Here is a 17,204-nt window from a genome sequence, read left to right as displayed (position 1 = left end):
GCGCGCGATCAGGGACCGCGCGCCAGCTCTTTCGAGAGATTACTTCTTCTTGTCGCCGCCGGCGGGAGCCTTGGCAGCAGCAGCCGGTGCAGCAGCACCCGCAGCCGGAGCCGCAGCGCCAGCCGCCGGAGCAGCCGCAGCAGCGCCAGGGGCAGCAGCCGCAGCCGCGGCCTTCTGCTCTTCGGCGTAGCCGGACGGCGGCACGATGGTGACGAGGGTCGCGTCCTCGCGGGTCAGCGCCTTCACGCCGGCCGGCAGCTTGACGTCCGCCAGATGCAGCGAGTGACCGATTTCCAGCGCGCCGACATCGGCCTCGATGTACTGCGGAATGCTCTCGACGCCGCATTCGAGCTCGATCGCGTGGGCGACGATGTTGACGGTGCCGCCGCGCTTCACGCCCGGGGAGGTTTCCGCCTTCACGACATGCAGCGGCACGCTGATGCGGATGGTGGCGCCTTCGCCGAGCCGCATGAAGTCGACATGGATCGGGAAGTCCTTGACCGGATCGAGGTGATAGTCGCGCGGAATCACGCGGTGCTTCTTGCCCTCGAGATCGATGTCCACCAGCGTGGTCAGGAACCGGCCGGCGAGGATGCGCTGGCGCAGTTCGCGATCTTCGATCGAGATCGTGACGGGGGGCTGGTTGTTGCCATAGATCACTCCGGGCACGCGCCCGGCGCGACGCTCAGCCCGGGCGGCCCCCTTGCCGCTCTTCGGACGTGCGGTCGCCTTCAATTCCTTGACGGTCGTCGCCATGTCGTTAAGTCCTTGTTTTTGCAAAAGTTAATGGGCCGCAGCGCGGCCCATGGCATAGCTCGCAGCAAGCCTCCAGGGGTGCGGGGGCCACGAACTTGGCGGGCTTTTACCCGGAAGATGCGGAAATGACAAGGAGAATGGGCTGGCGGAAGGTACCGGATCTGCCGTCATTCCGGGGCGATCGCGGCAGCGGCCGAACGATGGTGCGCAATTGCGCACCTGAGAATCTCGAGGTTCCGGGTTCGGTCCTGCGGACCGCCCCGGAACGACGCCGGTCAGGACGTCGGCGCGCCCGCCAGCTTCGCCTCCAGCGCCGCGATGCGTGCCTTCAGCGCCTCGTTCTCCTCACGCGCCAGGCGCGCCATGTCCTTGACTGCCTCGAACTCCTCGCGCTTGACCAGATCCATGTCGCGCAGGAATTTCTCGGCTTGGGTCCGCATCACCGTGTCGAACTCGCGCTTGACGCCCTGGGCGGCGCCTGCGGCATCGTTCATCAGGCGGCCGATCTCGTCGAAAAACCGGTTGTTGGTCTGGGTCATTTCGGCCTCCTGGCAGCTCAGATAAACTTTACGCGAACGCTCGGAAAGACAATGGCAATCCGCGCGAGGCCGTTCAAGTGCCCATCGGCGGTATCCTTGTCATGACCCGGTTTCCTTGCAATCGTATTCGACGTCCCTGCATAAGAAGAATCACAAGGCGCAAGTAAAAGATCGAACAGATGATCGACCAGCAGATCGCGATCCCCACCAAGGACGGCCACACCGCAACCTTCATCAGCCATCCCGAACGCGGTGGGCCGTTTCCGGTCATCCTGTTCTACATGGATGCGCCGGCGATCCGCGAAGAGCTGCGCGACATGGCACGCCGGCTCGCGACGTCCGGCTATTACGTGATGCTGCCGAACTTGTACTACCGCTCCGGCGTGATGGAGCTCGGTGCGCTGCCGGCCGACCCGAACGCGCCGGAGCGAAAGCGCATGTTCCAGCTGATGGGCTCGCTCACGATTCCCATGATCATGGACGACACGCGAGCGCTGCTCACCTATGCCGAGGGCCAGGCGGAAGCGAACACCAGGCTGGTCGGCACCGTCGGCTACTGCATGAGCGGCCGCTACGCCATCAACGCCGCGACGCACTTCCCTGCGAATGTCAAAGCGGCCGCCTCGATCTACGGCGTGCAGCTCGCGACCGATCAGGACGACAGCCCGCATCTCGCCGCAAGCAAGACCAAGGCCGAACTCTATTTCGGCTGCGCGGAGACCGACGTCTATGCGCCGCCGGAGATCATCGAGAAGGTCAAAGAGGGCATGAAAGGCGCGAAAGCCGAGGTCGAAATCTATCCCGGCACGCATCACGGCTTCGCCTTCCCCAAGCGCCCGGTCTATGACCGCGACGCTGCCGAGCGGCATTGGGAGCGTCTGCTGGCGCTCTATCGCCGCAATCTCGTCTAGGTATAGAAGGCGCGATGCCCTTTTTGCTCATCGACTTCCCCGCCTTCAAGCCGATCGCGCTCGAGATTGGTCCGTTCGCGATCCGCTGGTATGCGCTCGCCTACATCTGCGGCATCGTGTTCGGCTGGCTCTATGCGCGTTCGCTGCTGAAGAACGAACGCCTGTGGGGCGGCCCCGCGCCGATCTCGCTGCTCCAGGTCGACGACTTCATCCTCTGGGTCACGCTCGGCATCATTCTCGGAGGCCGCACCGGCTACGTGCTGTTCTACAACCTTCCCTTCTTCATCGACCATCCGGCGGCGATCTTCAGATTGTGGGAGGGCGGCATGTCCTTCCATGGCGGCTTCCTCGGCTGCGTCGTCGCGGTGATGTGGTTCGCCTACCGCAACAAGATTCCGATCCTGTCGCTCGGCGATATCACGACTGCTGTCGCCCCGGTCGGGCTGCTGCTCGGGCGGCTCGCCAATTTCATCAACGGCGAGCTGTGGGGCCGCGCCACCGATGCGAGCCTGCCCTGGGCGATGATCTTTCCCAACGATCCGACGCAGTTGCCGCGACATCCGAGCCAGCTCTACGAGGCCGGCATGGAAGGCATCCTGCTGTTCACGGTGCTTGCGATCATGATCCGCCTTGGCGCGCTGAAGCGGCCCGGCATGATCCTCGGCAGCTTCATCCTGATCTACGGCCTGACCCGGATCATCGGCGAGCATTTCCGCGAACCCGACGCCCAGCTCGGCTTCCTCTGGGGCGGATTAACCATGGGCATGCTGCTGTCGATCCCGATGCTTATCGTCGGCCTCGTCCTTATTGTATTGGCCGTCAGGCGCGGTGCGCCGAAGCCCATTGAGGCTATTCGTTAATTCATTTCGAGAAGATGGCCGTGACCGACCAGCCCTTACTCAACGAGATCAAGGCATTGATCAAAGCCTCAGGCCCCATGCCGGTCTGGCGCTACATGGAACTGTGCCTGATGCATCCGCGCTATGGCTATTACCTCTCGCGCGATCCGCTCGGACGTGAGGGCGACTTCACCACCGCGCCCGAGGTCAGCCAGATGTTCGGCGAGCTCTTGGGCCTGTGGACGGCCTCGGTGTGGAAGCAGATGGGCTCGCCGCAATTCTTGCGGCTGATCGAGCTCGGCCCCGGCCGCGGCACCATGATGGCGGATGCGCTGCGTGCACTGCGCGTGCTGCCGCCGCTCTACCAGGCGCTCCATATCCACATGGTCGAGGTCAATCCCGTGCTGCGCGAGCGGCAGGGCGCGACGCTGTCCGCCGTGCGCAACATCACCTGGCACGACAGCATCGACGACGTGCCTGAGGGACCGAGTATCATCCTCGCCAACGAATATTTCGACGTGCTGCCGATCCACCAGATGGTCCGTCTCGAGAACGGCTGGCACGAGCGCGTGATCGAGATCGATCCCAACGGAAAGCTTCAATTCGGCGCGGCGCCGGAGCCGACGCCGCGCTTCGACGTGCTGCTGCCGCCCCTGGTGCGCGCCGCGCCTGTCGGCGCCGTATTCGAATGGCGGCCCGACGGCGAGATCATGAAGCTCGCCACGCGCGTGCGCGACCAGGACGGCGCGGCCCTGATCATCGACTACGGCCATTTGCGCAGCGATGCCGGCGACACCTTCCAGGCGATTGCACGCCACACCTTCGCCGACCCCCTGAAGGCGCCGGGCCTGGCCGACGTCACCGCCCATGTTGACTTCCAGGCGCTGGCGCGCGCGGCCGAGGATGTCGGCGCCCGCGTGCACGGACCGGTGACGCAAGGCGACTTCCTGAAGCGGATCGGCATCGATACGAGGGCGGCCGCCCTGATGCAGAAGGCAACACCGGAAGTGGGCACCGACATTTCGATCGCGCTCAAGCGCCTGACGGACACCGGGCGCAGTGGCATGGGCTCGATGTTCAAGGTGCTCGGCATCTCCGAGCCGCGGCTGACGGGCATTGCCGGCCTCAGCGATCTCGAACAGGCCGGAGACGATTGATGACGGTCACGTCCTCGCTGCTCGCCGCGGTGCCCGGCCTGCGCCATGCCTTCTTCACCCGTGAAGGCGGCGTCTCAAGCGGCATCTATGCCGCGCTGAACGGCGGGCTCGGCTCCAACGACGATCAGGACCTGGTCGCGGAGAACCGCCGCCGCATGGCCGAGCATGTCGGCGTCGCCGCGGACCGCTTCATCAGCCTGCACCAGATCCACTCGCCCGACGTGCTCGTGGCCGAGACACCGTGGCCGAGCGGACCGCGGCCGAAGGGCGATGCGCTCGTGACGAAAACGCCCGGCATTGCGCTCGGCGTTTCCACCGCCGACTGCGGACCGGTGCTGTTCGTCGATCCCAATGCGCGCGTGATCGGCGGCGCGCATGCCGGCTGGAAGGGCGCGCTCACCGGCGTGCTGGAGGCGACGATCTCCGCGATGGAGAAGCTCGGCGCCACGCGTAGCGGCATCATCGCCGCGATCGGCCCCTTGATCCGTCAGGACAGTTACGAGGTCGGCAACGAGTTCGTGGCGCGCTTCATCGAGGCGGATGCGGACAACGCCATGTTCTTCATCCCCTCGGTGCGCGAGGGACACGCGATGTTCGATCTCGCCGGCTTCATCCGCAGGCGCCTCGACGCCGCCGGCATCCTGATGATCGACGATCTCGGTCTCGACACCTATGCCGACGAGCGCTTCTTCAGCTATCGCCGCTCGGTGCATCGCAAGGAGCCGGATTACGGCCGCCACGTCCACGCGATCGCGCTGGAAGGGTGAACACAAGAGCAACCTTTACAATCGTCATTCCGGGGCAGTCCGCAGGATCGAACCCGGAATGACGGGTGCATTGACGCGACGACAGTGAGTTGTGTCGCCCCTGCCCTAGACCTTAACCGATTTTAACGATATCGCTGCCCTCCATAATGAGGGACGCGTCATTCATCCTGGGCCGTGCGGGTTCGCGCGTGCTGGCGGTCATGCTGCTGGCGGCTGCGACCGCGCTTGGCGGCTGCGCCGGCGGTGGCGGCGGCGCCGCCAACTCCTATGCGATGGCGCCGAGCACCGGCTCGGGCGCGACGGTCGCCTTCGAATCGATCGACGGCCCGCCGCCGCCTGTATTCGACCGTATGGTCGGCGTGCTCGACAGCGAATCCAAGCTGCGCAGCCTGTCCGTCGTCTCCCGCGAGGGGACGGCCGCGTACCGCGTGCGCAGCTACTTGTCGGCCCAGGTCGTCCGCGGCAAGACCGTGATCGCCTGGGTCTGGGACGTCTATGACGCCAACCAGCAGCGCGCGCTGCGTCTCTCCGGCGAGGAACCGACCTCGGCCAAGGGCGGCCGCGATCCCTGGAACGCCGCCGACGACCTCGTGCTGCGGAAGATCGCCCAGGCCGGATTCAGCGGACTTTCCAACATGATCAACGGGACTCCGGATGGCTCTAGCCCGGCCCCAGGCTTGCGGGGACCGGCGGTGGCGAGCGTGATCAAGGACGTCCCGGCGCCCGAGATGCCGAGCTCGGCGCTCGGCTATGCCGAGCGATAACCCCCGCTAAACCACGGCCTCAAGTTGCGGCCAAGCCGTTGGCCCGACTCAGGATTTTCGAAGGGAAAACGTATCATCCCGGGTTGCCATTGCAGCCTCCCGCCTGATATTTCCTCGCCCGTTGTAACCGTGCTTCCAGTGGGATCTGAGATGTTGAACGTCGTATCCAGCAAAGCGCGGGAGGAAGCGTCCATGTCGGCCAAAAACGGCTCCATCAAGCTCGTCGCCGGCAACTCCAATCCGGCTCTCGCGCAGGCGATCGCGCAAGGCCTCGACCTGCCGCTGACCAAGGCGGTGGTGCGGCGCTTCGCCGACATGGAGATCTTCGTCGAGATCCAGGAGAACGTCCGCGGCTCGGATGCCTTCATCATCCAGTCGACCTCGTTCCCCGCGAACGACCATCTGATGGAATTGCTGATCATCACCGACGCGCTGCGCCGCTCCTCGGCGCGCCGCATCACCGCGGTGCTGCCCTATTTCGGCTACGCGCGGCAGGACCGCAAATCGGGCTCGCGCACGCCGATCTCGGCCAAGCTCGTCGCCAATCTGATCACGCAGGCCGGTGTCGACCGTGTCATGACGCTGGACCTGCACGCCGGCCAGATCCAGGGCTTCTTCGACATCCCGACCGACAACCTCTACGCGGCGCCGCTGATGGTGCGCGACATCAAGGACAAGTTCGATCTCTCCAAGACGATGGTGATCTCGCCAGACGTCGGCGGCGTGGCGCGCGCGCGCGGCCTTGCCAAGCGCATCAACACCCCGCTCGCGATCGTCGACAAGCGCCGTGAACGTGCGGGCGAGTCCGAGGTCATGAACGTGATCGGCGACGTCGCCGGCTACACCTGCATCCTGATCGACGACATCGTGGACTCCGGCGGCACGCTGGTGAACGCGGCCGACGCGCTGATCGCCAAGGGCGCCAAGGACGTCTACGCCTACATCACCCACGGCGTGCTCTCCGGCGGCGCGGCCGCCCGCATCACGAACTCCAAGCTGAAGGAGCTCGTGATCACCGACTCGATCCTGCCGACCGAGGCGGTGACCAAGGCGCCGAACATCCGCACCCTGCCGATCGCGAGCCTGATCTCCGACGCGATCGCGCGCACGGCGGCGGAAGAGTCGGTGTCGAGCCTGTTCGACTGACACCGTCATTCCGGGGCGGCGCGCAGCGCCGAGCCCGGAATCCATCTTGCAGCGATCCGTTTCGATAAATGGCTTCCGGGTTCACGCTGCGCGCCCCGGAACGACCAGACCTACCCCACGATCCCCGCCGCGACCTGGCCGCGCAAGCGTTCGAGGCCCAGCAACGTCTCCGCGCAGGCGGCCGCCACCTCGACGCCCTTGATGGCAAAGTGCCTGCGGAAGAAGTCGTAGTGCACCTCGGTCTCGTGGAATTGCTGCGGCGTCAGCACGGCCGAGAACACCGGCACCTCGGTGCGGAGCTGCACATCCATCAGCGCCTTGATCACGGTGTCGGCGACGAATTCGTGGCGATAGATACCGCCGTCGACGACGAGGCCGGCCGCGACGATCGCGGTATAGCGCCGCGTCTTGGCGAGGACCTGCGCGTGCAGCGGGATCTCGAAGGAGCCCGGCACCTCGAACACGTCGACATGGGTGAGGTGCCGCGCCGCAGCCTCCTTCATGAAGGCGATGCGGGCCTCCTCGACCACGTCGCGGTGCCAGCAGGCCTGCACGAACGCCACCCGCTGCGGTTTGGCGAAGCGCGGGTGCTCGGCCGCAGGTCCTTGCGGAACCGGCGGATGGGGGACTTCAGTTTCGACTTGGGAAGCTTCGACTTGGGGATCTTGCAACATCTGATTCATGGCTTTCCTTTTCGAGGACCAGAATCAGGGCACACGGAACGACAAACAGCCGCACCTTGCGATGCGTCTGCCACCGACCGTTCTCTTTCATCCGGACTTTAACCGTCGGCTTCGGAGTTGCACCGAATCTGCTGACCCTTCCGTTCGGGATACCCCTCGCGGAAGGCGCTCGCGGGCTTAGGCCTTTCGGCCCTTACCGCCGGTGGGGACTTTCACCCCGCCCTGAGAACATCGGCCGCCCGGAATGAACGGCCTGTTCGGAAATATGCCGCCGGCGCGGCGGCGCGGCAAGTATGTTCCGCATGGGCAAATCGCATGGTCCCATGCCGGCGTTGGGGTCCTCTTGGCGGTCCGGCCCCGCGGGACGGAATTAACGATTGGCGCCCCTGCGTGTTTGATTCTGATTTGTTCTCCTCGCTCGGGACCAGCGACTTCCGGCGTTAAGAATTGTGGCGGAGATGAGCTGTGGACGAACGAGTCCTGGCTTGTGGACGGACTCGGGACCCCGTTGCGCAGATTCCGCAAATCACATCACTTGATCCGCGAAAGGCCCGCGCTGATCCGAGGATCGCGAGAGCGACTCCAGGGATCGCGGTAGCGTCTAGGGAGCGCGCGCCGGGCCCAACCGCGTGCGTATCAAAGACAACAAGAAGGCAAGAGGTCGAGACGGCATGTCCCTGCTCGAAAGCACCATCGATTCCAAAAGCCATCCGCTCGCGGTGGTCGAGGACATCGCTGCCAGCAACAACTGGCCGTTCGAACGCTCCGGCGAAGACGAACTCACGATTGTCTCGAAGGGACAATGGACCGACTACCAGCTCTCCTTCACCTGGATGGGCGAGATCGAGGCGCTGCATCTGGCCTGCGCGTTCGACATGAAGATTCCGCTCGCGCGGCGCGGCGAGGTGCAGCGGCTCGTCGCCGCCGTCAACGAGCAGCTATGGGTCGGTCATTTCGACCTGTGGACCAGCACCGGCATGGTGATGCACCGCCAGGCCCTGGTGCTGCCGGGCGGCCTCACCGCCTCGACCGCGCAATGCGAAGCCATGCTCGCCGGCGCCATCCACGCCTGCGAGCGCTATTTCCCGGCGTTCCAGTTCGTGGTGTGGGCGGGCAAGTCCACGACCGAGGCGATGGACGCCGCGATGTTCGATACGGTCGGAGAGGCGTAGGGCTCAACTCCTCTCCGCTGTCGCCCCGGACAAGCGAAGCGCGGATCCAGGACCCATACCGCGTGATTCATCCTTGGGCACGCGGCTTGTTGCTCTGCTCTCCATCCACTAGAACCGCCTGTGGTAACGCGACGAGCAAGCGCTCGCGCGGGGGTCCCTGCGCCCGCGCGCAATTGCGCACCAGGCAGGGACGACACCTTTGTTGATGGTGAGCACAGTGGCAGACAACAGCACACTCCAAAACATCACCGGCACCATCCTGCTCGCCGGCGCCGGCAAGATGGGCGGCGCGATGCTGACCGGATGGCTTGCGGGCGGGCTCGACCCGCGCCGCGTCGCGGTGATCGATCCGCACATCTCGCCCGAGATCACCGCGCTTGCCACCAGTGGCGTCGCGCTCAATCCCGACGCAGCCACGGTCGGCCGGGTCGAGACGCTGGTCGTCGCGGTGAAGCCGCAGATGTTCCGCGAGGCCGGCGCGAGGCTGAAATCGTTCGTCTCGGAAAGGACCTCCGTGGTCTCGATCATGGCGGGAACCACGATCGCTGCGCTCCAGGACGTCTGCGGCGGCGCCGTCGTGCGCGCGATGCCGAACACGCCGGCCGCGATCGGCCGCGGCATCACCGTAGCCGTCGCAGCGAACAACGTCAGCACCGCGCAGCGCGCCGTGGCCGACGCGCTGCTGCGCGCCACCGGCTCGGTCGAATGGGTAGAGGATGAAGGGCTGATGGACGCGGTCACCGCCGTCTCCGGCTCCGGCCCCGCCTATGTGTTCCTGCTCGCCGAGGAGCTCGCGCGCGCCGGCGTCGAGGCGGGCCTGCCGGAAGCGCTGGCGACCAAGCTTGCGCGCGAAACCGTCGCCGGCTCCGGCGAGCTGCTGCATCAATCGGAGCTGCCTTCCGCCACGCTGCGCCAGAACGTCACCTCGCCCGGCGGCACCACCGCCGCAGCGCTCGGTGTGCTGATGGGCGAACCGGGCCTGCGCGATCTCATGATCCGCGCGATCGCAGCAGCCACGCAGCGGTCGAAGGAATTGGCGAAGTAGGCAGGGAGTGCTTGGGGCCGACTTGGGCGGGCCGATGCGAAGCGAGCTCGGCGGTTGCCGAAAGGGAGAGCGATCGTGAACCTGTACGCGAAACTTCTCGAACGACACGCCAGCGGACGCCCGATCAGAATCGGACTGATCGGAGCAGGCAAATTCGGTGCAATGTACCTTCATCAGGTTCTGCGCACACCGGGCGTCCATCTCGTCGGCATTGCGGACCTGTCACCGTCGCGTGCTCGCGAGAACCTGAACCGGGTTGGCTGGCGCCCGGAGCAATTCGCCGCGCTCTCGCTTGAGGATGCCCTCAAGAACGGCACGACCTTTCTGACCGACGACTGGGAAGCGCTGGTGAAGTGCGAAGCCGTGGAGGTGATCGCCGAGTGCACCGGCAATCCCGTGGCGGCGGTGGAACACTGCCTTGGCGCCTTTTCTGCCGGCAAACCTGTCATCAACGTGACCGTCGAGGCCGACGCATTCTGCGGACCGATCCTCGCACAACGAGCGAGGCAAGCCGGGGTGATCTACAGCCTCGCCTATGGCGATCAGCCGGCCCTCGCCTGCGACCTCGTCGATTGGGCAAGGGCCTGCGGTTTCCCGGTCGTCGCAGCGGGCCGCGGCCACAAGTGGCTACCGCACTACCGGGAGTCGACCCCCGAAACGGTCTGGGATCACTGGGGCCTCACTGCCGAGCAAGCTGCGCACGGCGGCATGAATCCAAAAATGTTCAACGCGTTCCTCGACGGCTCCAAGCCGGCGATCGAATCCGCCGCGATCGCGAACGCAACCGGGCTGGAGGCGCCCTCGCAAGGCCTCGCATTCCCGCCGGGATCGGTCGACGACATCCCGACGCTGATGCGCCCTCGCTCCGAGGGCGGCGTGCTGGAATCCAAGGGCCAGGTCGAAGTCGTGTCCTGCCTGACGGCCGAGGGCAAACCGATCCCCAACGATATTCGCAAGGGCGTCTGGGTCTGCTTCGAAGGCGACAGCGAGTACATCCGCAATTGCTTCAAGGAATACAGCGTCGTCACTGATCCGAGCGGCCGTTACATGAGCTCCTACAAGAAGTGGCATCTCATCGGTCTGGAGCTTGGAATTTCGGTGGCCTCGATCGCTCTGCGCAAGGAGGCGACGGGGGTCGCGACAACGTTCAACGCCGATGTTGCCGCGACGGCCAAGAAGGAGCTGCGCGCGGGGGATACGCTCGACGGAGAAGGCGGCTACACCGTCTTTGGCAAGCTGACGCCGGCCGGCACGTCGCTTGCTAAGGGCTATCTGCCGCTCGGACTTGCGCACAATGTGCGATTGACCAGAGCGGTTGCCAAGGACGCCTGCATCACCTGGGCCGACGTGGCAATCGACGAGACGCTGCCTGCCGTGCGCATCCGCAGGGAGCAGGAAGCGTTCTATGCCTCTTCGACGGTACGTTAGGCAGGTTGAGCGAGGTGGCGCCCGGCCGCAGCGCTACGCGCCAAGCCGCTTGTTGAACATCTCGACATTGACCAGCCCGCGCGCGTGGCGGCCCTCGCCGAGCTTGCGCGTGCCTTCGAAGGCCTCGACCTCGAAGCGGATGACGCGGCGCTCCACCGCGACGACCTTCGCATTGGTCCGTACCGTCGCGCCGACGAGGGCGGCTGCGAGATGGCGGATATCGACCTCGGTCCCGACGGTGATCCAGCCCGGCTGAAGCGCGGCGCGGATCGCATCGCCCGCCGTCATCTCCATTTCCAGGATCATCATCGGCGTCGCGTAGACCATGGGCATGCCGGGCACGAAATGCCCGACCGTGCGCTCCGCCGGCACCACCAGCGTGCGCTCGGCGCTCATGCCGATCGTGATGAAATCGCGTGCGTCCATGGGGCTTGCTCGTCATTCCGGAGCGGCGCATAGCGCCGATCCCGGAATCCAGAAGTTTGCGGCACGAGAGTCCGGGTTCGCGCTTCGCGCGCCCCGGAATGACGCTAACGCGTCACTTCTTCGCCGCCGCCGCGCGCTCCACGAAGGTCTTGCCGCCCTTCATCTTGTGACGGAGCGGGGCTTCGTTGATCTGGATGACGACGGCATCGGCATCGACGCCGAGATTCTTCACCAGCGCCTGCGTGATGTCGCGCATCATGCCGGCCTTCTGCTCGTCGGTGCGGCCTTCGGCCATGCTGACGGTGATCTCAGGCATTTGTCTCTCCCTTGCGGCCGGACGCCGGCCATTGACGGTCGCCATCAAACAAGACGTGGCTGCCCGGGACAAGCCCGGGCACGACGGCCTCTCGGAATGGCTATCCCCACTTTACGTCATGGCGGGCCAAAACCTCGCGCACCTTCGCAACGAGATCGGCTTCGCTGCACGAGAACTGCGCCGGCCGGCTCTCGCGCCATTCCTGGTTGGACGCAATCGCGGCGGCCGCCTTGGCGCCTTCGATCAAATCCTTGATCTGCAACTCGCCGCGCGCCTTCTCGTCGGAGCCCTGGATGATCACGCAAGGCGAGTTGCGACGGTCGGCATATTTGAGCTGGTTGCCCATGTTCTTGGGATTGCCGAGATAGAGCTCGGCCCGGATGCCGGCGTTGCGCAACGACGCCACCATCTTCTGATAGTCGGCGACGCGGTCGCGGTCGAACACGGTGACGACGACGGGGCCGAAGTCCGGCTTGATGTCGAGCTTGCCGAGCAGCGTCAGCGCAGCCTGAAGCCTGGACACACCGATCGAGAATCCGGTGGCCGGCACCGGCTCGCCGCGGAAGCGCGAGACGAGACCGTCGTATCGCCCGCCGCCGCCGACCGAGCCGAAGCGCACCGGGCGGCCCTTCTCGTCCTTGGTCTCGAGCAGCAGTTCGACCTCGTAGACCGGGCCGGTGTAATATTCGAGGCCACGCACGACGGAGGGATCGATCTTGATGCGGTCCGCACCGTAACCCGACGCGGTCACCAGCTTGGCAATCTCTTCCAGCTCGCTAACGCCGGCCTGGCCGACCTGGCTCTTGGCGAGGTAGGTTTCTGCGGCGGCAATCGCCTCTTTCCAATCCTCGCGCGGTTTGGTGATGGCGAGAACGACGTCGGCTTCGGCTTCGCTCAGATTGGCGCCCTTGGTGAAGTCGCCCTTGCCTTCTTCGCCGCCGTCCCATCGTCCGGGACCGAGCAGCTTGCGCACCTCGTCGGCGGAAAACTTGTCGAGCTTGTCGATCGCGCGCAACACCGTCAGCCTGCGGCCGGCGTTCTCTTCGCCGGCGAGCCCGATGGCTTCCAGAACGCCGTCGAGCACTTTTCGGTTGTTCACCTTCACCACGTACTGGCCGCGCTGAATGCCCAGCGCCTCCATCGTGTCCGCCGCCATCATGCAGATCTCGGCGTCCGCCGCCGGCGTCGCCGATCCCACCGTGTCGGCGTCGAACTGCATGAACTGGCGGAAGCGGCCGGGGCCGGGCTTCTCGTTACGGAAGACATAGCCGACGCGGTAGCTGCGATAGGGCAAGACCAGCGCGTCGGTGCCGTAGCGCTCGCCGACATAGCGCGCGAGCGGCGCTGTCAGATCGTAGCGCAGGCTGATCCACTGCTCGTCGTCGTCCTGGAACGAGAACACGCCCTCGTTCGGACGGTCCTGGTCGGGCAGGAACTTGCCGAGCGCGTCGGTATATTCCATCGCCGGCGTCTCCACCGGCTCGAAGCCGTAGAGCTCGTAGACGGCGCGGATCTTCTCGACCATCTCGCGCGTCGCCCGGATCGCTGAGGGGTCGCGATCCTCGAGCCCGCGCGGCAGGCGCGCCTTCAGTTTCTGGGGTTTTTTGGGTTTCTCGGCCATGCGCGGCGTTTACCAGCCGGGGCGCGAGGCGGCAACTGGTGCCTTTTCCCTCTCCCCTTGTGGGAGAGGGTGGCTCGCCGCGAAGCGGCGAGACGGGTGAGGGGTTTCTATCCGCGCGAGAAAATCTCACGATGAGATTCGCGGAGATAACCCCTCATCCGGCGCTTCGCGCCACCTTCTCCCACAAGGGGAGAAGGAAGAAGAGAACCTACGGCTGCTCCATCCGCGCCCGCAGGGCATCGGCATCCGCCTTCGGCAGCGACTTCAGCGTCGGCTTGATGGTTTCGCCGCCGACGATCTTGCCGTTGCGCATGAACATCCAGTCCGAGATGTCGGCTTCGCCGAACGAAACCTTATCGCCGGCGTGCTTGCCCGGCAGGTCGCGCGGTTCGTTGGCGAACAGGCCTGAATAGGTCCCGCCGGGCTGCTTCTTCACCTCGCCGATCCAGATGTGCTCGCCGCCCTTGCGGGTCGAAAAGCGCACCTTCAAGGCGTGCCCGGTCTCCGACGACTTCGGCGCCTCGTAGGACGCCCAGAAGGTCGGCAGCGTGCCGCGGGCCCGCGCGATCGCCGCATTCATCTCGGGATCGCTGGTGCGCACGTCGACGATCGGCGAGCGGTCTTGCGCGACGACCTCGTGCGTCGGACCGATGGTCAGGATGCCGAAAACGGAGACGCCGGTGATGGCGGCGAGAACGACCCATTTCACGGGTTGGGAGAGTTTGGTTGCCATGATCGCGATATCCGGGATGCTCGTTGTATCCGGACTTTGTCGCGGGATCGTGGCAGGGCGTTCATGGCGCTAAACGGCAGCAGCGTTCCCCGGATGCTGCGCAGCGCGGCGCCTCTTGGCGGCGTGGTGCGCTGCTGATCCGGGGTCCAGCCACTGGCACTCTGGGTCCGGCTCGCGCTTTGCGCGTCCGGGACACGAGACCTCAAAACACCTTGCGGATCCAGTTGTGCGGATCGTTGGTGCGGCCGTACTGGATGTCGACGAGCTGCTTGCGCAGGCCCATGGCGACGGGGCCGGCGGCGCCGCCCGAGATCTCGAAATCGCCGCTCACCGAGCGCACCTTGCCGATCGGCGAGATGACGGCGGCGGTGCCGCAGGCAAAGGCCTCCTTCAGCTTGCCGCTCGCCGCGTCCTTGCGCCACTGGTCGAGCGAATACGGCTCCTCGCGCACGGTCTTGCCGGCGTCCTTGGCCAGCGCGATGATGGAATCGCGGGTGATGCCGGGCAAGATGGTGCCGAGCGGCGGCGTGAGCAGCGAGCCGTCGTCGAACACGAAGAAGACGTTCATGCCGCCGAGCTCCTCGATATAGCGGCGCTCGATCGCGTCGAGGAAGACAACCTGGTCGCAGCCGTGCTGGATCGCTTCGGCCTGCGCGCGCAGGCTCGCGGCATAATTGCCGCCGCATTTGACGGCGCCGGTGCCGCCGACGGCCGCGCGCGTATAGTTTTCCGACACCCAGATCGAGACCGGCGCGGGACCGCCCTTGAAATAGGAGCCGACCGGCGAGGCGATGACCGAGAAGATGTATTCGGACGACGGCTTGACGCCGAGGAAGGTCTCGCTCGCGATCATGAAAGGCCGCAGGTAAAGGCTGCCCTCGCCGCCCGGCATCCAGGCGCGATCGATGCGCACGAGCTGCTCGACCGCCTCGATGAAGACGTCCTCGGGCAGCTGCGCCATCGCCATGCGGTCGGCCGAGTCCCTGAAGCGCCGCGCATTGGCGTCGGGACGGAACAGGTTCACGCCGCCGTCGTCGCGCTTGTAGGCCTTCAGGCCTTCAAAAATCTCCTGCGCGTAATGCAGGACGGCGCCGGCCGGATCCATCTGGAAGTTGGCGCGCGCCTCGATCTTCGCCTCGTACCAGCCGCCCTTGGCCTGGTTGTAGCGGACGATCGCCATGTGATCGGTGAAGACCCGGCCAAAGCCGGGGTCCACCAGCTTAGCCACGCGGTCCTTCTCGGACGTCGGATTGGTGGCGGGCTGGATGTCGAATGTCATGCTCATGTCCTTGGCTCCCGCTGCCGGTATCGGCGCTGTTCTGGCGCCCGCCCGCCCCGTTCCGGGGCCAGCTGGCTCGATTGGTTTCTGGCTGGACCACCGCCAGCCTTGTTACGGCCGGTTTCCCGTGGCCAGCATGTCGGGCAGGACATGCTTTTGCGCGAGACGGAAGTCCAGTATGTTTTGCCGAAATGCCGCTCGACAATCGCACGGTAGATCTGATCCGGCTGTCGTCGCCTGTCCGGCTCTTTCCGCCGTCCCTGCATCGACGCCGCCCGCCGCGAAACGATCTAAAATTTCGTGCGGGCTGATCGTTTTGTAACATTGAACCCAAGATACGTCAATATGCCTGACATAAATTTCGCGAGTCCCTCTCAAGACGCCGCCGAGCCTCGGCGGGCCGCAGGCGATGGAGGCAATTTGCGCTGGGATATCATCGAGCTGCTGTTCTTCGCCTATCGCGACTTCGTCGGCGATCCCGACCAGGAGCTGGAGGCTTTCGGCTTCGGGCGGGCCCATCACCGGGTCATGCACTTCGTCTACCGCTATCCTGGTCTCAAGGTCGCCGATCTGCTCGACGTCCTGCGCATCACAAAACAGTCGCTCGGCCGCGTGCTCAAGCAGCTCCTGGACGAGGGCTACATCGTGCAGAAGACCGGCGACAACGACCGCCGCCAGCGCCTGCTCTACGCGACGCCGAAAGGCGAGACGCTGGTGCAGAAGCTCGCGGGTCTGCAGACCACGCGGATCACCAAAGCGCTCGCCGAGATGAGCCCGCAGGATGCCGAGACGGTCAAGCGCTTCCTGCGTGCGATGATCGATCGGGACGATCCGGACAAGGTGCTCGAGACGATCTTCGCCTCCGTCAACCAAGACGCCAAGGAGTAACCGTGACGCTCGCCGCCACTCTCGCCCGCGCACCGGCGCGCCCGGCCGACGATGCGCCGCATCTGTTGCTCGTCGACGACGACCGCCGCATCCGCGATCTGCTCTCGCGTTTCCTTGCCGGCGAGGGCTACCGCGTGACCACGGCCGCCAGCGCCGGCGATGCGCGGTCGAAATTGCTGGGTCTGCATTTCGACTTGCTGATCCTCGACGTCATGATGCCCGGCGAGACCGGCTTCGATCTCGCGCGCTTCATCCGGACCTCCTCCTCGGTGCCGATCGTGATGCTGACGGCGCGCCATGAAGCGGAGGCCCGCATCGAGGGCCTGCAGATCGGCGCCGACGACTATGTGGCAAAACCGTTCGAGCCGCGCGAGCTTGCGCTGCGCATCAACAACATCCTCAAGCGCGCCGCGCCGCCGCCGCAGGCCACGACGATCGAGAAGATCGCCTTTGGTCCCTACATATACCATCTCGATCGCGGCGAGCTGCGCCAGGGCGAGGAGGTCATCCACCTCACCGACCGCGAGCGCGAGATGCTGCGCATTCTCTCGGAGACGCCGGGCGAGACCGTGCCGCGCAGCGCGCTGACCGGCAATGGCAGCGTCAACGAGCGCGCCGTCGACGTGCAGATCAACCGCCTCAGGCGCAAGATCGAGACCGACCCCGCCAATCCGCTGTTCCTCCAGGCGGTACGCGGCATCGGCTACCGCCTGGTGGCCTCGCCATAAATCAAG

Annotated in this window: 19 protein-coding genes and 1 riboswitch; of the genes, 11 read left to right on the top strand and 8 right to left on the bottom strand. The window is 65.5% G+C overall.

Annotated features, from left to right (window positions below; translation table 11 throughout):
• Positions 1-39 precede the first annotated feature (39 nt).
• A complete protein-coding gene (locus AC0WRY_RS05935) occupies positions 40-756 on the bottom strand; it encodes a 50S ribosomal protein L25/general stress protein Ctc (protein WP_194406106.1) in 717 nt (238 codons plus the stop codon).
• A 275-nt stretch (positions 757-1,031) separates the two neighbouring features.
• Positions 1,032-1,295 (bottom strand): accessory factor UbiK family protein, encoded by a 264-nt coding sequence (locus AC0WRY_RS05930; protein WP_194406105.1) that lies wholly within the window; start codon positions 1,293-1,295, stop codon positions 1,032-1,034.
• Between the two features lie 179 nt (positions 1,296-1,474).
• Here AC0WRY_RS05930 and AC0WRY_RS05925 point away from each other — a divergent pair, with 179 nt between their 5' ends.
• The 6 genes from AC0WRY_RS05925 (at position 1,475) to AC0WRY_RS05900 (ending at position 6,879) form a co-directional block, all read left to right on the top strand.
• Positions 1,475-2,206: a dienelactone hydrolase family protein gene (locus AC0WRY_RS05925; RefSeq protein ID WP_491122789.1), complete on the top strand. Its 732-nt coding sequence runs from the start codon at positions 1,475-1,477 to the stop codon at positions 2,204-2,206.
• 14 nt (positions 2,207-2,220) lie between these two features.
• Positions 2,221-3,066 (top strand): prolipoprotein diacylglyceryl transferase, encoded by an 846-nt coding sequence (gene lgt, locus AC0WRY_RS05920; protein ID WP_194406103.1) that lies wholly within the window; start codon positions 2,221-2,223, stop codon positions 3,064-3,066.
• Between the two features lie 20 nt (positions 3,067-3,086).
• Positions 3,087-4,202, top strand: a complete 1,116-nt coding sequence (locus AC0WRY_RS05915; protein ID WP_194406102.1) for a class I SAM-dependent methyltransferase — start codon at positions 3,087-3,089, stop codon at positions 4,200-4,202.
• Positions 4,202-4,969 carry a peptidoglycan editing factor PgeF gene (gene pgeF / locus AC0WRY_RS05910; RefSeq protein ID WP_194406101.1) on the top strand — a complete coding sequence of 256 codons (768 nt, stop codon included), beginning with the start codon at positions 4,202-4,204 and terminating at the stop codon, positions 4,967-4,969. Before AC0WRY_RS05915 ends, pgeF begins: the two co-directional genes overlap by 1 nt.
• Positions 4,970-5,115: 146 nt before the next feature.
• On the top strand, positions 5,116-5,733 hold the full coding sequence (locus AC0WRY_RS05905) for a hypothetical protein (protein ID WP_194406100.1): 618 nt from the start codon (positions 5,116-5,118) through the stop codon (positions 5,731-5,733).
• Between the two features lie 192 nt (positions 5,734-5,925).
• Positions 5,926-6,879 (top strand): ribose-phosphate pyrophosphokinase, encoded by a 954-nt coding sequence (locus AC0WRY_RS05900; protein WP_194406099.1) that lies wholly within the window; start codon positions 5,926-5,928, stop codon positions 6,877-6,879.
• A gap of 110 nt (positions 6,880-6,989) precedes the next feature.
• Here the strand turns inward: AC0WRY_RS05900 and AC0WRY_RS05895 are convergent, their stop codons facing one another.
• Complete coding sequence (locus AC0WRY_RS05895) at positions 6,990-7,562, bottom strand: 6,7-dimethyl-8-ribityllumazine synthase (protein ID WP_194406098.1); 573 nt, start codon at positions 7,560-7,562, stop codon at positions 6,990-6,992.
• A gap of 75 nt (positions 7,563-7,637) precedes the next feature.
• Positions 7,638-7,796: riboswitch (FMN riboswitch) on the bottom strand.
• 437 nt (positions 7,797-8,233) lie between these two features.
• Between AC0WRY_RS05895 and AC0WRY_RS05890 the strand changes: the two genes are divergently transcribed.
• The 3 genes from AC0WRY_RS05890 (at position 8,234) to AC0WRY_RS05880 (ending at position 11,207) form a co-directional block, all read left to right on the top strand.
• On the top strand, positions 8,234-8,734 hold the full coding sequence (locus tag AC0WRY_RS05890; RefSeq protein ID WP_194406097.1) for a type III secretion system chaperone family protein: 501 nt from the start codon (positions 8,234-8,236) through the stop codon (positions 8,732-8,734).
• Between the two features lie 205 nt (positions 8,735-8,939).
• On the top strand, positions 8,940-9,779 hold the full coding sequence (gene proC / locus AC0WRY_RS05885; RefSeq protein ID WP_491123445.1) for a pyrroline-5-carboxylate reductase: 840 nt from the start codon (positions 8,940-8,942) through the stop codon (positions 9,777-9,779).
• A 75-nt stretch (positions 9,780-9,854) separates the two neighbouring features.
• A complete protein-coding gene (locus tag AC0WRY_RS05880) occupies positions 9,855-11,207 on the top strand; it encodes an NAD(P)H-dependent oxidoreductase (RefSeq protein ID WP_194406096.1) in 1,353 nt (450 codons plus the stop codon).
• Positions 11,208-11,240: 33 nt separating this feature from the next.
• Here the strand turns inward: AC0WRY_RS05880 and AC0WRY_RS05875 are convergent, their stop codons facing one another.
• The 5 genes from AC0WRY_RS05875 to AC0WRY_RS05855 form a co-directional block, all read right to left on the bottom strand.
• Positions 11,241-11,633 (bottom strand): thioesterase family protein, encoded by a 393-nt coding sequence (locus tag AC0WRY_RS05875; protein ID WP_491122788.1) that lies wholly within the window; start codon positions 11,631-11,633, stop codon positions 11,241-11,243.
• Between the two features lie 112 nt (positions 11,634-11,745).
• Positions 11,746-11,949 carry a tautomerase family protein gene (locus tag AC0WRY_RS05870; protein ID WP_008144861.1) on the bottom strand — a complete coding sequence of 68 codons (204 nt, stop codon included), beginning with the start codon at positions 11,947-11,949 and terminating at the stop codon, positions 11,746-11,748.
• A 100-nt stretch (positions 11,950-12,049) separates the two neighbouring features.
• Positions 12,050-13,570: a histidine--tRNA ligase gene (gene hisS, locus AC0WRY_RS05865; RefSeq protein ID WP_194406094.1), complete on the bottom strand. Its 1,521-nt coding sequence runs from the start codon at positions 13,568-13,570 to the stop codon at positions 12,050-12,052.
• Between the two features lie 208 nt (positions 13,571-13,778).
• Positions 13,779-14,303: a YegJ family protein gene (locus AC0WRY_RS05860; protein ID WP_491122787.1), complete on the bottom strand. Its 525-nt coding sequence runs from the start codon at positions 14,301-14,303 to the stop codon at positions 13,779-13,781.
• Between the two features lie 202 nt (positions 14,304-14,505).
• The gene (locus tag AC0WRY_RS05855) at positions 14,506-15,588 is read right to left on the bottom strand and encodes a branched-chain amino acid aminotransferase (RefSeq protein WP_491122786.1); all 1,083 of its coding nucleotides are present in this window, start codon (positions 15,586-15,588) and stop codon (positions 14,506-14,508) included.
• A gap of 339 nt (positions 15,589-15,927) precedes the next feature.
• Between AC0WRY_RS05855 and AC0WRY_RS05850 the strand changes: the two genes are divergently transcribed.
• Complete coding sequence (locus tag AC0WRY_RS05850) at positions 15,928-16,470, top strand: MarR family winged helix-turn-helix transcriptional regulator (protein ID WP_246776418.1); 543 nt, start codon at positions 15,928-15,930, stop codon at positions 16,468-16,470.
• Between the two features lie 2 nt (positions 16,471-16,472).
• The gene (locus AC0WRY_RS05845; protein WP_194406090.1) at positions 16,473-17,198 is read left to right on the top strand and encodes a response regulator; all 726 of its coding nucleotides are present in this window, start codon (positions 16,473-16,475) and stop codon (positions 17,196-17,198) included.
• Positions 17,199-17,204 lie beyond the last annotated feature (6 nt).

This window comes from Bradyrhizobium sp. T-12 (genome assembly GCF_058314695.1).
The sequence above is the reverse complement of the archived record's forward strand: the minus strand, read 5'-3'. Positions and strand labels throughout refer to the sequence as shown.